Origin of the sequence: Curtobacterium sp. PhB191, from assembly GCF_004346515.1 — a bacterium.
Taxonomy (GTDB): Bacteria; Actinomycetota; Actinomycetes; order Actinomycetales; family Microbacteriaceae; genus Curtobacterium.
Window position 1 is genome coordinate 196,517 of the sequence record NZ_SMBV01000003.1, and the last position, 16,165, is coordinate 212,681.

Sequence of the window (16,165 nt, forward strand, 5' to 3'; positions counted from 1 at the left end):
GGCTACCGACCCCGGCGCTGGGCCGCGAAGGCCGTCAGGATCTCGCCCTGCAGCCCGAACATCTCGGCCTTCTCGTCCGGCTCGGCGTGGTCGAACCCGAGCAGGTGCAGGATGCCGTGGCAGGTGAGCAGCAGCATCTCGTCGGTGCTGGAGTGCCCGGCGGTCTTCGCTTGTTCCTCGGCGACCTGCGGGCAGAGCACGATGTCGCCGAGCAGGCCGGCGGGCGTGGGGTCCTCTTCGGTGCCCGGTCGGAGCTCGTCCATCGGGAAGCTCAGGACGTCGGTGGGGCCGGGCTCGTCCATCCACCGCACGTGCAGCTGCTCCATCGCGCCCTCGTCGACCAGGACGATCGCGAGTTCGGCGTCCGCGTGCACGTGCATCGCGTCGAGGGCGAACGCGGCGAGGCGCTGGATGGCGGCCTCGTCCACCTCGACCCCGGACTCGTTGTTGAGCTCGATGCTCACCGGTTGCCTCCTCGGGCGTCGTTCTGGGGGTACGGGGGTCGCTGGCGGTCCTGCGGCGGCCGACCACGGCGCTCGGCACGGTTGGCGCCGTCGGGGTTGCCGACCGGCGCGCTGCCACGGCCACCGGGACGGTGACCGGCCTGCTCGGCAAGGCGTTCCTCGTCGTAGACGGTGTAGGCGTCGACGATGCGACCGACGAGCGTGTGCCGCACGACGTCCTCGCTGCCGAGGCGGGCGAAGTGGATGTCCTCGACCGTCTCGAGGATCCGCGTCACGAGCCGGAGTCCGGACACGTTGCCCGGCAGGTCGACCTGGGTGATGTCACCCGTCACGACCATCTTCGAGCCGAACCCGAGACGCGTCAGGAACATCTTCATCTGCTCGGGCGTCGTGTTCTGCGCCTCGTCGAGGACGACGAACGAGTCGTTGAGCGTCCGGCCGCGCATGTACGCGAGCGGCGCGACCTCGACCGTGCCCGCAGCCAGCAGCTTCGGGACCAGCTCGGGGTCCATCATCTCGTTCAGGGCGTCGTACAGCGGCCGCAGGTACGGGTCGATCTTGTCGGTGAGCGTGCCTGGCAGGAACCCGAGCCGCTCGCCGGCCTCGACCGCGGGACGGGTCAGGATGATCCGGGTGACCTCGCGCCGCTGCAGGGCCTGGACGGCCTTCGCCATCGCCAGGTACGTCTTGCCGGTGCCGGCGGGGCCGATGCCGAACGTGATGGTGTGCTCGTCGATGGCGTCGACGTAGGCGCGCTGCCCGTCGGTCTTCGGCCGCACGGACTTGCCGCGGCTCGACACGATCGGCGTGCCGAAGGTGTCGGACGGCTTGCGGTCGTCGTCGAGGATCCGTGCCGACATCGGGATGTCCGACGGGCCGATGTCCTGCCCGCGCTTGACCATGCCGACGAGTTCGTCGACGAGCGCCTTCGCCCGCGCGACCTCGCGCTCGGGCCCGGTGAGCGTGACCTCGTTGCCGCGGACGACGACCTTGACGCCCGGGTACTGCCGTTCGACGGTCTTCAGCAGGCGGTCCTGGGGACCGAGGAGCTGGACCATGGCGATGCCGTCGACCTGGAGGGCGACGGAGACGACCTGGTCGTCGTCGGTGGTGGGCTGTGCTGGTTCGTTAGCCGGCAAGGGTGCCTTCCTGCAGTTCACCTGCGAGTACGTGCGCGTGCACGTGGAACACGGTCTGACCGGCGGCTTCGCCGGTGTTGAAGACGAGACGGAACTGGCCGCCGGCGCGCTCGTCGGCGATGCGCTGCGCGGTGGCGACCAGGTGGGCGAGGAGGTCGGGGTCACCGGCCGCGAGTTCGGCGACGTTCGCGTACTGCTCGGTCTTGGGGATGACCAGCACGTGGACGGGTGCCTTCGGGGCGATGTCCTCGATCGCGATCACGCGGTCGTCCTCGGCGACGACGGTCGCCGGGATCTCGCGCGCGATGATCTTGCTGAAGACGCTGGGCGTGCTGGTGCTCATGACTCCATCGTAGAACGCAGGACCGACCTCGGGCCTTCCCTCACCAGCGCCCGAGTCCGGCCTGCAGGATCGCGAGTGCCGCGGGACCGGCGGTCGACGTCCGCAGCACGCTGTCGCCGAGCCGGACCCTGATCGCTCCCGCGGCTTCGAGCCGCTCGAGCTCGGAGCCGTCGATGCCGCCCTCCGGCCCCACCACGAGGGCGATCTCGTCGAGGTCCGCCGTCGGTGCCCACGTCGCGAGCCGCACGGTCGCGGTGGGGTCGAGCACGAGCACCGCAGCACCGGCACCGAGCGCGGGGACGAGCTGCGCCGTCGTGACGAGCGGCCCGACCTCGGGCACCCGCGACCGGATCGCCTGCTTCGCGGCCTCGTGCGCGATGGCCGTCCACCGCGATCGACCCTTCTCGACCTTCGGGCCCTCCCACCGGGAGACGCTGCGCGCGGCGGACCACGGCACGATCCGGTCGACGCCGATCTCCGTCGACGCCTGCACCGCCATCTCGTCGCGACCGCCCTTGGCGAGGGCCTGCACGAGCGTCAGCGACGGGACCGGCAGCGGGTCGACGGACAGCGATGCCACGGACAGCACCAGCGAGTTGCGGTCGACGGATTCCACCGCACCGGACACGACGGTCCCCCGTCCGTCCGAGAGCCGCAGCGTCTCACCGACCCGCACGCGCGAGACGGTCACGGCGTGCCGCCCCTCTGCCCCGTCGAGCGTCACGGAGCCACCGACGGCGACCCCGTCGAGCGACTCCACGACGTAGAGCGATGCCATCAGAAGTTGAAGAAGCGGTCGCGGAGCTTGCCGAACATGCCCTGCTGGAACCGGGCGAGCTGCGGCGCCGACGCCTTGTGCGACTTCGCGAGCTGCTCGACGAGCTGGCGTTCCTTGTGCGACAGCTTCGTCGGGGTGACGACCTGCACGCCGACCCGGAGGTCGCCGCGGCCGCTCCCACGCAGCTTCGTGATGCCGCGGTCCTTGATCACCAGGACGTCCGCGCTCTGCACCCCCGGACGGATCTCGAGTTCGACGGGCCCGTCGAGTCCGTCGATCGTCGTGGTCGTGCCGAGCACGGCATCGGTCATCGCGACCTCGAGGGTGGCGAGCAGGTCGTCACCGTCGCGGCTGAAGACGTCGTCGTGCCGGACCCGGATCTCCAGGTACAGGTCGCCGGAGGGGCCACCGGCGGGGCCGACCTCACCCTGGCCCGGCATCTGCAGACGCAGGCCCGAGTCGACGCCGGCGGGGACGTCGACCGGCACGGTGCGACGGGCGCGGACGCGGCCCTGACCCTGGCAGGTCGGGCAGGGGCTCGGGATGACGGTGCCGTAGCCGCGGCAGGTGCCGCACGGGGCGCTCGTCACGACGTTGCCCAGCAGCGAGCGGACCTGGCGCTGGATGTTGCCGGACCCGCCGCAGATGTCGCAGGTGCGCGGGCTGGTGCCGGGTGCGCAGCACGACCCGTGACAGGTCTCGCACAGGACGGCGGTGTCGACCTCGACGTCCTTGTGGGTGCCGAAGACGACCTCGTCGAGGTCGACGTCGATGCGGAGCAGGGCGTCCTGCCCGCGCTCGGCACGGCTGCGGGGACCACTGCCCCGGCCGCCACCACCACCGCCGCCGAAGAAGGCGTCGAAGATGTCGCTGAACCCGCCGGCGCCGCCACCGAAGGGGCTGTCGGCCTGGGGCCCGGCGTCGTACCGGCGCCGCTGCTCCGGGTCGCTCAGGACGTCGTACGCGTGCGTGACGTCCTTGAACCGCTCGGCTGCCTCTGGGGCAGGGTTCACGTCCGGGTGGAGCTCACGCGCCAGGCGGCGGTAGGCCTTCTTGATGTCGGCATCGGAGGCGTCTCGCTGGACGCCGAGGACGTCGTAGTGGTCTGCCACGTATCCCTCAGTCGGTTGTGTTCGGTCGGTCGGTCGGTCGGTGTTGCAGTCGATCAGTGTTCGCCCAGGAGCTTGGACAGGTACCGTGCGACGGCCCGGACGGCAGCCATGTTCGTGCCGTAGTCCATCCGGGTCGGTCCCAGGACACCCAGGCGTGCCACCTCGCCGCCACCGGCGAGGTACCCGCCGGCGACGATGCTCGTGGCGTCGAGCCCGTACTCGGCGTTCTCGACGCCGATGCTCGCCGCCACCGCGATGTCGTCCACCTGCATCTCCCCGAACAACCGGAGCAGGGTGACTTGTTCCTCGATCGCTTCGAGCACCGGGAAGAGGCCTCCGGAGAAGTCCTGCTCGCTCTTCGCCAGGTTGGCGGCGCCGGCCATCACCAGGCGGTCCTGCCGGTTCGCCGCGACCTGCTCGATGAGGGTCGCCACGACGACCCCGCCGAGTGCCTGGGCGTCGGGCCGGAGCTGTTGCGGGACCGCACGGAGCGCGGTGGGCACGTCCTGCAGCAGGAGCCCGACGGCCGCGCCGTTCAGCACGGTGCGGAGTTCGGTCAGCAGCGGCTCGTCGAGCGCGACGTCGGTCTCGACGACGCGTTGTTCGACCCGGGCGGTGTCGGTGATGAGCACGACCATGAGCCGGGCGTCGCCGAGGCGCACCAGCTCGACGTGCTGCACCCGGGCGCGCACCATCGAGGGGTACTGCACCAGGGCGACCTGGTTCGTGAGCTGGCTGAGCAGGCGCACGGTGCGGCCGAGGACCTCGTCGAGGTCGTTCGGGGCCCCGAGGAAGGTCTCGATGGCGTGCCGCTGCGCGCTCGTCAGCGGCCGGGCTGCGGCGAGGTGGTCGACGAACAGCCGGTAGCCCTTGTCGGTCGGCACCCGGCCGGACGAGGTGTGCGGCGCGACGATGAGCTGCTCGTCCTCGAGCAGGGCCATGTCGTTGCGGATCGTGGCGGCACTGACGCCGAAGGCGTGCCGCTCGACGATCGTCTTGGAGCCGACCGGTTCACGGGACGCCACGTAGTCGCGCACGATGGCCTTCAGGACCTCGAGGCTGCGTTCACTGACCACGAGCGCTCCTTCCTGGTCGACCTGGCACTCGGACGTGTCGACTGCTGATCCTACGCCCGCACGACTGCACCCCCGATACGCTTCCGGCATGACCTACGGACAGCAGCCCGGTGGCCCGCAGAACCCCAACGGGCCCCAGTACCCGGGCGGGTACACCCCGCCGCAGCCGATGAGCCCGGAGGACCAGCGCCTCTGGGCCACGCTGACCCACATCGGCGGGATCTTCTTCAACTTCGTCGCCCCGCTCGTGGCGTACCTGGTGCTGCGCGACCGCGGCGGCTTCATCCGCGAGCACACCCGGGTCGCACTGAACTTCCACATCACCGTGGCGATCGCGTACATCGCGTGCGCCATCCTGAGCGTCGTGGTCATCGGCGCGCTGCTGTTCCCGATCGTCGTCGTGCTGACGATCGTCTTCGGCATCCTGGCGGCCGTCGCGGCGAACCGGGGCCAGTTCTACCGCTACCCCCTGTCGATCGAGTTCATCAAGCAGTAGCGAGCAGCGTCAGTCCAGCAGCTCCCGCACCACCGCGTCGGCGAGAAGGCGACCCTGCAGGGTCAGGTCGATGCGTCCCCGCACCGCGGCCGACCCGTCCACGAGACCCCGTGCGATGAGTCCCGCGACCCGGCCACGGGCCTCCTGGCGGATCTCGCTCGTCGCGAGCTCCCCGCGGACCCGCGCGGCGAGGAGCAGGCGCTCGACGTAGCGGGTCTCGTCGTCGATGACCTCGCGCCCGGCGGCCGGCGACTCGCCGGACAGCACCCGGTTCGCGTACGCGGCCGGGTGCTTCACGTTCCACCAGCGCGTGCCGGCGACCGCGGAGTGGGCGCCGGGGCCGACACCCCACCAGTCGTGGCCCTTCCAGTACGACAGGTTGTGGCGACTCGCGTGCGCGTCGCCGCGCGCCCAGTTCGACACCTCGTACCAGGAGTACCCGGCGTCGCCGAGCACCTGGTCGGCGAGCTCGTACATGTCGGCGGCCAGGTCGTCGTCGGGGGCCGGGAGCTCCCCGCGCGCCACCATGCGGCCCATCGCGGTGCCGTCCTCGACGATGAGCGAGTACGCCGACACGTGGTCGGGCTCGCAGGCCAGCGCGGCGTCGAGCGAGGTGCGCCAGTCGTCGAGGGACTCCCCCGGTGTCGAGTAGATGAGGTCGAGGGAGACGTCGAGGCCCTGCTGCTTCGCGAGGTCGACGACGACCGGCACGCGCAACGGGTCGTGGGTGCGGTCGAGGGTCGCGAGGACGTGCGGGACCGCGGACTGCATGCCGTAGCTGATCCGGTTGAACCCACCCTCGCGCAGTCTCTGCAACGAGGACGCGTCGACCGAGTCCGGGTTCGCCTCGGTCGTGACCTCGGCACCGGGCAGGATCCCCCACGTGTCGTCGATGGCCCGCAGGATCATCGCCAGGTCGGACGCCGGCAGCATCGTCGGGGTCCCGCCGCCGAAGAACACGGTCGACACGGGCCGACGCGGGACGCCGGAGCGGTCGAGCACGGTCGCGGCCCACTCGATCTCCCGCACGGCGTGGCCGGCGTAGTCGTCGCGGCGCACGCCGCGGAGCTCGGACGCCGTGTACGTGTTGAAGTCGCAGTAGCCGCAGCGCACCCGGCAGAACGGCACGTGGACGTAGACCCCGAACGGCACGGCCGCCGGGTCGGAACCGCCGGCGGAGCCCGCCGCGGCTCGCGGCACGATCAGTCCGTCAGCGGGTGCCGGATCGGCGATCGGGAGAGCACTCGGCATGGAGTCCATTGTCCGTCATGATGGACGCATGGAGCACCACCCCGTCCCCACCACGGTCCTGTGGGACATCGACGGCACCCTCGTGATGAACGCGTCGTCCCCGGGCAACCTCTACCACCTCGCGCTCGAGCGAGCGGTCGGCCGCGACCTCACCCTGCGCGTCGGGCACCAGCACGGTCGGACCGATGCCGGACTCATCGCCGAGCACGTCCGTGCGCACGCGTTCGAGGACACGATCATCCCGACGGTCAGCGGCCACCTGCGCGACCTCACCGCCGAGCGGCACGCCTCGGGCGACCACCGGTCCCCCGTCCCCGGTGCCACCGCGCTGCTCACCCGCTTCGCCGAGCTCGGGTGGCGGAACGGCCTGCTCACCGGCAACTCCGAGTACCGCGCACGCGTCAAGCTGGCCGGTGCCGGGTTCGACGAGAGTCTGTTCGACTGGGACCACTCCTACTTCGGCGACACCGAGGTGGAGCGTGCGGACGTCACCACCCGCGCGGCGGCGGAGCTCGCCGGCACCCGCGCAGTGATCGTCGGCGACACCCCGCGTGACGGCGAGGCCGCGGACGCCGCCGGCATCCCCTTCCTGGCGGTCGCCACCGGGGTGTTCGACGTCGAGGCGCTGCGGGTCACCAACGCGGTCACGGTCGCGCGGGACTGCCGGGTCGACGCCGCGCTGATCGAGGACGCCATCGCGGCGCTGCCGCCACTGCGCTGACCCAGCGCGCAAGCGCCCGCAAGCGCGTGAACGCTCGCACGCGCTCGCCGCTAGTCGCCCCGCAGCGCCGCCAGGTACTGCTCCGCCATCACCTTCTGCTGCCGTCGCAGCAGCGGCGCGACGAACTGCCACTTCCGGCTCGACGGCTGCGAGAACTGCCGGATCTGCAGCCACACGGAGCCGTCCGACGTGCGCTCGACGACGAACGACTCCTCGCCGGAGAGCGGGTGCCCCTCGAGCGTGCCGTACGCGAAGCCCTTGCGGTCGTGCTCGTCGATGATCGACACGACCCGCACGGGCGCCTGCACGGTCCGCCCGAAGGCGTGCATCGTGAGCGTCGCCGACGTGCCGGCGGTCACCAGCGGTGTGCCGTCGGGCGCGAACTTCTCGACCCGGGGCGTGCCGATCGAGGCCGGGGCGATCGGGACGCCGTCGTCGTCGAACGTCACCGGGTTGTACCGGACCTCGTCGTCGTCGGGCTGTTCCTCGACGCGCACGCGGATACCGCTGCGCTCCTGGATCTGCCACGTCAGGGCCTGCGTCACCGCGGTCTCGAACCGCTGGTCGCCGTGCCCGATCCGGGCACGCGACTCGGTGGGCGTGAACCCCTCGGGCGGGTACGTCATGAGGTCCGACGCCTGGGTCGCCCCCACCGCGCCGTAGGTCAGGGCGGTCCGGTAGCTCCCGCGGATGCTCATGCCGCCAGCCTACTTGCGCCTGACCCGTCGGATCGAACCGATCACCGCTCAGGTCGTGTCGACCGGGTCTCGTCGTCCGGTTCGCGTGCACCCCGAACTGGAGGCCCGACTCGCGGCCGCCCCGCCCCTATCGTTGCAGCGTGCCCCGCTCCACCCCCGCGCCCTGGCGGTCCGTCGACCGTCGGACCACGACGCTCGCCGCGCTCACGCTCGTCGCCTTCGGCGCCGCCGCACTCGCGCGTGTCCTGGTCGACGCGACGACGGCGAGCATCGGCTCGTCGACGCGGTACGTCACAGTGCCGGCCGCGCAGTGGGACACCTTCGACACCGCGAACGCGATCGCCGGCGTCGGTGCGTGCTGCGCCGGGGCGGGTGTGCTGCTGTTCGGAGCCACCCTGGTCGTGGCGGTCCGTCGGCACCGCGCGGCGCGACTGCCGCGCCTGCTCGCCGCCGTGACGCTCACGATGGTCGTCGGTGCCGTGCTCGCCGGGATCGCCGCGGGGGCGCAGGACGACTTCGCAGCGGCTGCGGGCTGGACCATCGTGCGGACCGCACTGGCGGGACTGGCCGCCGCGAGCCTCCCGGCCCTCTGCCTGGCCGCCTTGCGGACCCGCGCCGCGCGCCTTCGCTGACGGCGCCCGACCGCGGCTGCCGGCGCCGACCGGCCCGGGCGAACTCTCGCGCCCAGCGACACTTCACGGCCGCCCCGGCGCGTGCGGTGTCGCTCAGCGCGAAACGTCGGAACCCGGCGCGACGCGCGCTACTACTTCTTCTTCTCTTCCACGTCGCCGGAGAGCGCGGCGATGAAGGCTTCCTGCGGGACCTCGACCCGGCCGATGGTCTTCATGCGCTTCTTGCCCTCCTTCTGCTTCTCGAGGAGCTTGCGCTTGCGGGTGATGTCACCGCCGTAGCACTTCGCCAGGACGTCCTTGCGCATCGCGCGGATGCTCTCGCGGGCGATGATCCGCGCGCCGATGGCCGCCTGGATCGGGACCTCGAACTGTTGGCGCGGGATGAGCTTGCGCAGCCGCTCGGTCATCAGCGTGCCGTAGGCGTAGGCCTTGTCGCGGTGCACGATCGCGCTGAACGCGTCGACCTGGTCGCCCTGCAGCAGGATGTCGACCTTGACGAGGTCGGCCGCCTGGTCGCCGATGGGCTCGTAGTCGAGCGACGCGTAGCCCTGCGTCTTGCTCTTCAGCTGGTCGAAGAAGTCGAACACGATCTCGCCGAGGGGCATCTCGTAACGGATCTCGACGCGGTCCTCGCCGAGGTACTCCATGCCGAGCAGCGAGCCGCGGCGCGACTGGCACAGCTCCATGATCGCGCCGACGTAGTCCTTCGGCGCGAGGATCGCCGCGCGGACCATGGGCTCGCGGACCTCGACGATGCGGCCGCCGGGGAACTCGGACGGGTTCGTGACCTCGGTCACGGAGTTGTCCTCGTTCGTGACCTCGTAGATCACGCTGGGCGCGGTCGTGATGAGGTCGAGGCCGAACTCGCGCGAGAGCCGCTCGGTGATGATCTCGAGGTGCAGCAGGCCGAGGAACCCGCAGCGGAAGCCGAAGCCGAGCGCCACGGACGTCTCGGGCTCGTAGACCAGCGCCGCGTCGGAGAGCTTGAGCTTGTCGAGCGCGTCACGGAGGTCCGGGTAGTCCGACCCGTCGATCGGGTACAGGCCCGAGAACACCATCGGCTTCGGGTCCGTGTAGCCGGGCAGGGCCTCGGTCGCGGGCTTCTGCGCACTCGTGACGGTGTCGCCGACCTTGGACTGGCGGACGTCCTTCACGCCGGTGATCAGGTAGCCGACCTCGCCGACGGAGAGCCCCTTCGTCGGGATCGGCTCGGGGCTCGACACCCCGATCTCGAGGATCTCGTGCGTCGACTTGGTCGACATCATCTGGACCTTCTCGCGCGGCTTGATCGAGCCGTCGATCATCCGGATGTACGTGACCACGCCGCGGTAGCTGTCGTAGACCGAGTCGAAGATCATCGCGCGGGGCGCGGCCTCGACGTCGCCGACCGGTGCCGGCACACGCCGGACCACCAGGTCGAGGAGCTCGGGGACACCGACGCCGGTCTTGCCGGAGACGCGCAGGACGTCCTCCGGCTTGCCGCCGATGAGCTGCGCGAGCTCGGCCGCGTACTTCTCGGGTTCGGCCGCCGGCAGGTCGATCTTGTTGAGGACCGGGATGATCTCGAGGTCGTTCTCGAGCGCCAGGTACAGGTTCGCCAGCGTCTGCGCTTCGATGCCCTGGGCGGCGTCGACGAGCAGGATCGCGCCCTCGCACGCTGCCAGGGAACGCGAGACCTCGTACGAGAAGTCGACGTGCCCGGGGGTGTCGATCATGTTGAGCGCGAAGGTCTCACCGTCGAGCTCCCACGGCATGCGGACGGCCTGCGACTTGATCGTGATGCCGCGCTCGCGCTCGATGTCCATGCGGTCGAGGTACTGCGCGCGCATCGCGCGCTCCTCGACGACGCCGGTCATCTGCAGCATGCGGTCGGCCAGCGTGGACTTGCCGTGGTCGATGTGCGCGATGATGCAGAAGTTGCGGATCGCGCCGGCCGGGGTCGCGGCGGGCTCGAGCGGAGCGGATGCTTGTGGGCTCACGGTTCCTCAGGTGGGTCGGACGGTCGGCCCAGTCTCCCATGCTTCACCCGCTCTGGAGGCACGGCGCGGCTGCGCGACGTGCGATGCGGAACGCGGGGCGGGCCTCCCGTGCGTCACCCGCCCCGGTCCGGACGGTCGCCGCCGTCAGACGGAAGCGTGCGCCGGCGCCGGCAACGCGCCCAGGCCGCGCCGCAGGTCGTCAGGGGTGGCGGCCAGGCAGACGCGGATCCAGCCCTCGCCGGTGCGGCCGAACGCGCTGCCGGGCGCGACCGCGACGGCCTCGCGCTGCAGGAGGCCGAGCGCCCACGCCGCGACGTCGCCGTCCGAGGCGTGCGACACGTCGACCCAGAGGTAGAAGGCGCCCCGCGGGTCGAGGTACCGGATCCCGGCGGCGTCGAGGACCTCCTTCGCGACCTCGAGGTTCGCCCGGTAGTGCTCGCGGGCGTCGCGGACCGCGGAGTGGTCCCCCACGATCGCCGCCAGCGCCGCGTACTGGTCGGGCTCGGCGACGCAGCTGATCATCGCCTCCTGCGTGGTGCGCATCGTCGGCCCGAGGCCCTTCGGCGTGACGAGGTACCCGACCCGGACACCCGTCATCGCGTAGGTCTTGCTCAGCGAGAACGCGGAGAACACCCGGTCGTCCTCGTCGAGCGCGGCCAGGCTGACGTGACGGGTGCCGTAGGTGAAGTACTCGTAGACCTCGTCGCTGATCACCCACAGGTCGTGCCGCTTCGCGAAGGAGAGCAGCGCGCGGAGGGTGTCCTCGCTGAACACCGAGCCGAGCGGGTTCGACGGCGAGTTCACCACGAGCACGCGCGTGCGCTCGGTGACGCTCGCCTCGAGTGCCTCGAGGTCGGGTTCGAACCCGTGCTGCGGTTCGAGCCGGTACGGCACCGGCGTGGCCCCGAGGATGTGCGCGTTCATCGTGAAGGTCGTGTAGCCGGGGTCCGGCACCAGGACCTCGTCGCCGGGACTCAGCGTCAGCGTCATCGCCTGGAACAGGGCCTGCGTCGCGCCGATCGTCATCCAGATCTGTTCGAGGTCGGCCTCGATGCGGTTCTCGCGGCGGAGCTTGTCGCGGATCGCCTCGCGCAGGGGTGCGATGCCACCGTTCGGCGTGTAGTCGGTGCGGTCCTCGGTCCACGCGCGGCGGGCCGCGTCACCGATGTGCGGTGCCACGGGCACGTCCGGTTCGCCGATCACGAGCATCGTGACCGGGGTGCCGGCGGACTGCAGCAGCGCTGCCTGCTCGAAGACCCTCCGGATGCCGGAGGCGGGCACGGTGTCGATCCGAGGAGCGAGGGATGGCATGCCCGACACCGTATCCGGTGCGTGTTGCCGCGAGATCACGCCGATCCAGCGGTGTTTCGTGCTTTGGTGGCGGGCCGTTCGCCTGGTAATGTTGGTGGCTGGCTTGCGCGTTCCCCGCCCACGGGTGGAACGCGATGCGACCGAGGGCCCCTCTACCCCGCGGTCGCGCCCACCCGTACGAGACGAAGCAGGAGCTACACATGGCGAACATCAAGTCGCAGATCAAGCGCATCAAGACCAACCTCAAGGCCACCGAGCGCAACAAGGCCTACAAGTCGGAGCTGAAGACGTTCATCCGTCACACCAACGACGCCGTTGCCGCTGGCGACAAGGACAAGGCCGTTGCCGCCCTGGCCACCGCGTCGAAGAAGCTCGACAAGGCCGTGAGCAAGGGTGTCATCCACCGCAACCAGGCAGCGAACCGCAAGTCGGCCATCGCGAAGAAGGTTGCGTCGCTCTGATCTCCTGAGCGCCGCACGAAGGCCCCGCACCGAACGGTGTGGGGCCTTCGTCGTGTGCGGGGGTGGGGCGTGGGCGGCGGGCGTCTGGGTGGTGGCGGCGGCGGGCCGCACGCTTCGTGAGCAGAAATGGTCGGGTCGCCGGTCGGCACTCGACCATTTCTGCTCACCAAGTGCGCGGGTGTGGGCGCGCGAGCGCGCGACGACCGGGAGGCGCGGGTCGCCTCAGCGCGCCTCGCCGCGTCGGGCGATGGTGCGGACCATGACCTCGAGTGCGTAGTGCGCGTCGCGCGAGCCGCCCTTCACCGCGGTGTCCGCCTCAGCGATGCTCGTGATCGCGTTCGCGAGACCCGTCTCACTCCACGAGGCGACGTCACGCTGCGCGCGCTGCACCTGCCACGGGGCCATGCCGAGCGCCGACGCCGCCTGACCGCTCGGCCCGCGGAACGCGCTGACCTTCGCCATCGTGCGGATCTTGCTCGCGAACGCCGCGACGATCGGCACCGGTGCTTCGCCCGTCGCCAGCGCGTGCCGCAACTCGACGATCGCCGGAGCGGACCGTCCGGCCAGGGCGATGTCGGCCACCTTGAACGCGTTCGTCTCGACGCGACCGCCGTAGTACTTGTCGACGACCTTGTCGGTGATCTCCTGCGCTTCGTCCGCCAGGAGCTGGCGGCACGCGGCGGCGAGCTCAGCCAGGTCGTCCGCGAAGGCGACCACGAGGGTGCGGACCGCCGACGGCGCGATCTTGCGTCGAGCGGCGCGGAACTCGGCGTTCACGAAGTCGATGCGGTCGGTCTCGCGCTTGAGCTCGTCGCACAGGACCTCGACCCCACCGCCGACCCCGCTGCGGATCGTGTCGAGCAGCTTCTTGCCACGCACCCCGCCGCCGTGACGGAGCACCAGGGTGACGTCGTCGGCCGGGGCCTGCAGGTACGAGATGGTCTCGGTGATGAAGGCGTCGGTGCACTTCTCGACGTTGGTGACCCGCACGAGCCGCGGCTCGCCGAACAACGACGGGCTGGCGAGGGTCGCGAGTAGCCCGGGAGCGTACTGGTCGGCCTCGAGGTCGTGCACCTCGAGCGCCGGGTCCTCGCCCACGAGCAGGTCCTTGAGCACACTGCTGGCCCGGTCGGCCAGGAACGCCTCGGGCCCGGTGACGAGCACGACCGGGGCCGGCCGGATCCCCGACCAGGGGACTTGGTCGATCTTCGCTGCGGCGCGCGCGGGCTTCTTGGCGGGCATGCGGTCCTTCCGGTGGTGCCGACCCGGACGGTGCCGGTGCGACGAGTGCTCCGACGATCCTACGGGCGGCCACCGACGGCGTGCGCTCCGTCCACACCCGCAGGTCGTCGGCGGCCGCCCGACCCACCACGACGGTGCCGAGTTCGTCGGTCCGGTACGTGGCGGTCCCGGACGATGCGAGCATCGACAGCGCCGACCGTGTCGGGTGGCCGTAGGTGTTGTCCGCGCCGACGCCGACGAGTCCGACGCGGGCCGCGAGCTGCCGGTACAGCAGGGGGTCCTGGTCGGCCGAACCGTGGTGCGAGACCTTCACGACGTCGACGCGCCCGTCGGGGAGTGCGCTGCCGGAGCGGACACGGCGCTGGGCGGTCTCCCCCAGGTCGCCGAGGAACACCCCGGACAGGCACGTCGGGCAGCCGCCACCTGGCGGCGGCTCGGTCACGAGCACGATGCTCGCGTCGTTGCCGGCGTCCGGGCTGCCCGCCCGCGGCCACACCACGCGCCAACCGAGCGGCCCGAGCACACCGGACACCCGGTCGTCGGCCTGCCGGACGTCGACGCCGCCGCGCTGCAGGTCCTGCACGACGCGGCTGTCCGACGCACGGCCGACGGGTCCGACGAGCGCCGTGTCGACGATGCCCGCGACCTCGTCGACCGCCCCGACGTGGTCGCGGTCGAAGTGCGTGAGGACGAGCAGGTCGATCCGGCGGACCCGCAGCAGGTCGAGGCAGGCCCGGAGACGGTCCGGGTCGTCCCCGGTGTCGATCAGTGCCGTGCTGTCGCCGCCACGGACCAGCACGGCGTCACCCTGTCCGACGTCGCACGCCGCGACCGCCCAGTCGCGCGGGACGGTACCGCGCACGACCAGCACGGGTACCGCGACGGCGGCGACACCGACCACGACGACGACTCCCGCGACGAGCAGCAGGCGGCTCCGCGCCGTCGGAGTGCTGAGCACGGCGACCGCGAGGCACGCGCTGACGACCACGGCGCCGACCACCCCGACGGTCCCACCCGGCCACGGCGCCGACGCGTACGGCAGGAGCGCTGCGCCGTGGGCGATGCCCCCGACCGCCGACGCGGGGGCCCAGGCGACGGCGGCCAGCACCGACCCACCCCACGGCCAGACCGGCGCGAGCAGACACGCACCGAGGCCGACGACGGTGACGATCGGTGCCAGGGGCTCGGCCAGCAGGTTCGCCGGCACCGCGTAGGTCGGCAGCGCCGCGGACAGCGGGATCGTCACGGGCCAGCAGGCGACCTGTGCTGCCACCGGCACGGCGAGGGCGGCGGCCGCCGGGGTCCACAGCCGTCGGGCGAGGAGCGTGGTGAGCGGTGGCCCGAGCACCAGGATGCCGCTCGTGGCGAGCACCGACAGCGCGAACCCGAACGACCGCGCGAACCAGGGGTCGACCACCAGCATGCCGATCGCGGCCAGGGCGATGAGGGGCACGCCGCGCACGGGGCGGCCGGACAGGTGCACGACCAGCACGACGACCGCCATCACCGTGGCCCGGACGATCGACGGGTCTGGCCGTACGAGCACCACGAACGCGAGCAGCACGGCGACGGCAGACGCCGCCCGGAGCCCCCGAGGCACCCCGCAGAGTCGCCCGACCACCACGACGAGGCCGACGATCACCGCGCAGTTCGCCCCGGACACCGCGGTCAGGTGGGTCAGCGCCGAGGTCTCCATCGCTGCCTCGGTCGCGGCGTCGAGGCCGGACCGGTCGCCGATCGCCAGGCCACGCAGGAGCGCAGCCCCGGGCTCGGGCAGGTCCGCCGTCGCGCGGACGAAGGCCCGGCGCGCGGTGTCGGAGGCTCCGAGCAGTCCCCCGGGTGGCTCGGTGGCGGGCACACCCCGGAGGAACAGCACGAACGCGGTCGCGGAACCGGGGACGTCGGCCTCGATCGTCCCGGTGCCGGTCACCCGCGTTCCCGCGGCCAGCACGCGGTCGTCATCGTCACCCGGCGGGACGAGCGCACCGTCGCCCGGCGGGACGAGCCGGACCGGTACCCGGAGCGCACGCTCCGTGTCGGCACGCTCGAGCGTCGCGAGGACGGAGCGGTCACCCGGGCCCAGGTCGCGCGACAGGACCGCGTCGAACGAGACGGTGCCCGACCCGGAGGCGAGGGGGCGGAGCACCTCCGGCGTCCGGCGGGTCTCACCCACGGTGACCGACACCGCGAGCAACGCGGTCAGCGCCGCCGCGACGAGCACCGGGCCGGCACAGGCGGTCACGGTGCGGCAGCGGCGGCCCGAGCAACGACGACCCGCGATGATCACACTCCCACCGGCGAGCACGGCCAGCACGGCCAGCACGGCCAGCACGGCGGCCACGATCCCGACCACCGGCGCTGCCGCCGGTCGACCGACGAGCACGGTCGTCACGATCCAGGCGATCGCCACCGGCACCGCAACCCGCAGGTCCGTCGCACTGGGTCGCAGCTGCACGGGCACG

Annotated in this window: 15 protein-coding genes and 1 pseudogene; 4 read left to right on the plus strand and 12 right to left on the minus strand. The window is 71.7% G+C overall.

Annotation, left to right across the window (positions count from 1 at the left end; all coding sequences use genetic code 11):
* Positions 1-2: 2 nt before the first annotated feature.
* The 6 genes from ybeY to hrcA form a co-directional block, all read right to left on the minus strand.
* Entirely contained in the window at positions 3-464 is a 462-nt protein-coding gene (gene ybeY, locus EDF48_RS06660) for an rRNA maturation RNase YbeY (RefSeq protein WP_111085740.1), read from the minus strand.
* Complete coding sequence (locus EDF48_RS06665) at positions 461-1,522, minus strand: PhoH family protein (RefSeq protein WP_228505182.1); 1,062 nt, start codon at positions 1,520-1,522, stop codon at positions 461-463. The genes ybeY and EDF48_RS06665 overlap by 4 nt, the downstream gene beginning before the upstream one ends.
* 70 nt (positions 1,523-1,592) lie before the next feature.
* On the minus strand, positions 1,593-1,946 hold the full coding sequence (locus EDF48_RS06670; protein WP_123292550.1) for a histidine triad nucleotide-binding protein: 354 nt from the start codon (positions 1,944-1,946) through the stop codon (positions 1,593-1,595).
* A 40-nt stretch (positions 1,947-1,986) separates the two neighbouring features.
* A complete protein-coding gene (locus EDF48_RS06675; protein ID WP_131878935.1) occupies positions 1,987-2,724 on the minus strand; it encodes a 16S rRNA (uracil(1498)-N(3))-methyltransferase in 738 nt (245 codons plus the stop codon).
* Positions 2,724-3,836, minus strand: coding sequence for a molecular chaperone DnaJ (dnaJ, locus tag EDF48_RS06680; RefSeq protein ID WP_111085744.1), 1,113 nt, complete (start codon positions 3,834-3,836; stop codon positions 2,724-2,726). Before dnaJ ends, EDF48_RS06675 begins: the two co-directional genes overlap by 1 nt.
* A 53-nt stretch (positions 3,837-3,889) precedes the next feature.
* Complete coding sequence (gene hrcA, locus EDF48_RS06685; protein WP_123340397.1) at positions 3,890-4,912, minus strand: heat-inducible transcriptional repressor HrcA; 1,023 nt, start codon at positions 4,910-4,912, stop codon at positions 3,890-3,892.
* Positions 4,913-5,000: 88 nt separating this feature from the next.
* Between hrcA and EDF48_RS06690 the strand changes: the two genes are divergently transcribed.
* A complete protein-coding gene (locus tag EDF48_RS06690) occupies positions 5,001-5,408 on the plus strand; it encodes a DUF4870 domain-containing protein (RefSeq protein WP_228505123.1) in 408 nt (135 codons plus the stop codon).
* 9 nt (positions 5,409-5,417) lie between these two features.
* On the opposite strand, the gene hemW is transcribed toward EDF48_RS06690, so the two are convergent.
* Positions 5,418-6,659 carry a radical SAM family heme chaperone HemW gene (gene hemW, locus EDF48_RS06695; protein WP_131878938.1) on the minus strand — a complete coding sequence of 414 codons (1,242 nt, stop codon included), beginning with the start codon at positions 6,657-6,659 and terminating at the stop codon, positions 5,418-5,420.
* 28 nt (positions 6,660-6,687) lie between these two features.
* On the opposite strand from hemW, the gene EDF48_RS06700 reads away from it, so the two are divergent.
* Positions 6,688-7,380: an HAD family hydrolase gene (locus EDF48_RS06700; RefSeq protein WP_165932335.1), complete on the plus strand. Its 693-nt coding sequence runs from the start codon at positions 6,688-6,690 to the stop codon at positions 7,378-7,380.
* Positions 7,381-7,430: 50 nt separating this feature from the next.
* On the opposite strand, the gene EDF48_RS06705 is transcribed toward EDF48_RS06700, so the two are convergent.
* A complete protein-coding gene (locus EDF48_RS06705; RefSeq protein WP_111085748.1) occupies positions 7,431-8,078 on the minus strand; it encodes a DUF1990 domain-containing protein in 648 nt (215 codons plus the stop codon).
* Between the two features lie 140 nt (positions 8,079-8,218).
* Here EDF48_RS06705 and EDF48_RS06710 point away from each other — a divergent pair, with 140 nt between their 5' ends.
* Positions 8,219-8,710, plus strand: coding sequence for a hypothetical protein (locus tag EDF48_RS06710; RefSeq protein ID WP_131878942.1), 492 nt, complete (start codon positions 8,219-8,221; stop codon positions 8,708-8,710).
* A gap of 131 nt (positions 8,711-8,841) precedes the next feature.
* On the opposite strand, the gene lepA is transcribed toward EDF48_RS06710, so the two are convergent.
* Both lepA and EDF48_RS06720 read right to left on the minus strand, forming a co-directional pair.
* Positions 8,842-10,689, minus strand: coding sequence for a translation elongation factor 4 (gene lepA / locus EDF48_RS06715; protein WP_123292544.1), 1,848 nt, complete (start codon positions 10,687-10,689; stop codon positions 8,842-8,844).
* 144 nt (positions 10,690-10,833) lie between these two features.
* On the minus strand, positions 10,834-12,000 hold the full coding sequence (locus EDF48_RS06720) for an aminotransferase class I/II-fold pyridoxal phosphate-dependent enzyme (protein WP_131878944.1): 1,167 nt from the start codon (positions 11,998-12,000) through the stop codon (positions 10,834-10,836).
* A 200-nt stretch (positions 12,001-12,200) separates the two neighbouring features.
* On the opposite strand from EDF48_RS06720, the gene rpsT reads away from it, so the two are divergent.
* A complete protein-coding gene (gene rpsT / locus EDF48_RS06725; RefSeq protein WP_111085752.1) occupies positions 12,201-12,461 on the plus strand; it encodes a 30S ribosomal protein S20 in 261 nt (86 codons plus the stop codon).
* A gap of 222 nt (positions 12,462-12,683) precedes the next feature.
* Here the strand turns inward: rpsT and holA are convergent, their stop codons facing one another.
* Positions 12,684-13,703, minus strand: coding sequence for a DNA polymerase III subunit delta (gene holA / locus EDF48_RS19370; protein ID WP_123292542.1), 1,020 nt, complete (start codon positions 13,701-13,703; stop codon positions 12,684-12,686).
* A gap of 610 nt (positions 13,704-14,313) precedes the next feature.
* Positions 14,314-16,164: pseudogene (locus EDF48_RS19375) on the minus strand (ComEC/Rec2 family competence protein); the annotation flags it as partial.
* Position 16,165: the final 1 nt, after the last annotated feature.

Bases quoted from the DNA above. Each gene is read 5' to 3' on its own strand.
- EDF48_RS06675 (WP_131878935.1), bottom strand. From the start codon at position 2,724: ATGGCATCGCTCTACGTCGTGGAGTCGCTCGACGGGGTCGCCGTCGGT.
- EDF48_RS06665 (WP_228505182.1), bottom strand. From the start codon at position 1,522: ATGGTCCAGCTCCTCGGTCCCCAGGACCGCCTGCTGAAGACCGTCGAA.
- EDF48_RS06690 (WP_228505123.1), top strand. From the start codon at position 5,001: ATGACCTACGGACAGCAGCCCGGTGGCCCGCAGAACCCCAACGGGCCC.
- EDF48_RS06720 (WP_131878944.1), bottom strand. From the start codon at position 12,000: ATGCCATCCCTCGCTCCTCGGATCGACACCGTGCCCGCCTCCGGCATC.
- hemW (WP_131878938.1), bottom strand. From the start codon at position 6,659: ATGCCGAGTGCTCTCCCGATCGCCGATCCGGCACCCGCTGACGGACTG.
- holA (WP_123292542.1), bottom strand. From the start codon at position 13,703: ATGCCCGCCAAGAAGCCCGCGCGCGCCGCAGCGAAGATCGACCAAGTC.
- EDF48_RS06700 (WP_165932335.1), top strand. From the start codon at position 6,688: ATGGAGCACCACCCCGTCCCCACCACGGTCCTGTGGGACATCGACGGC.
- EDF48_RS06705 (WP_111085748.1), bottom strand. From the start codon at position 8,078: ATGAGCATCCGCGGGAGCTACCGGACCGCCCTGACCTACGGCGCGGTG.
- EDF48_RS06670 (WP_123292550.1), bottom strand. From the start codon at position 1,946: ATGAGCACCAGCACGCCCAGCGTCTTCAGCAAGATCATCGCGCGCGAG.
- rpsT (WP_111085752.1), top strand. From the start codon at position 12,201: ATGGCGAACATCAAGTCGCAGATCAAGCGCATCAAGACCAACCTCAAG.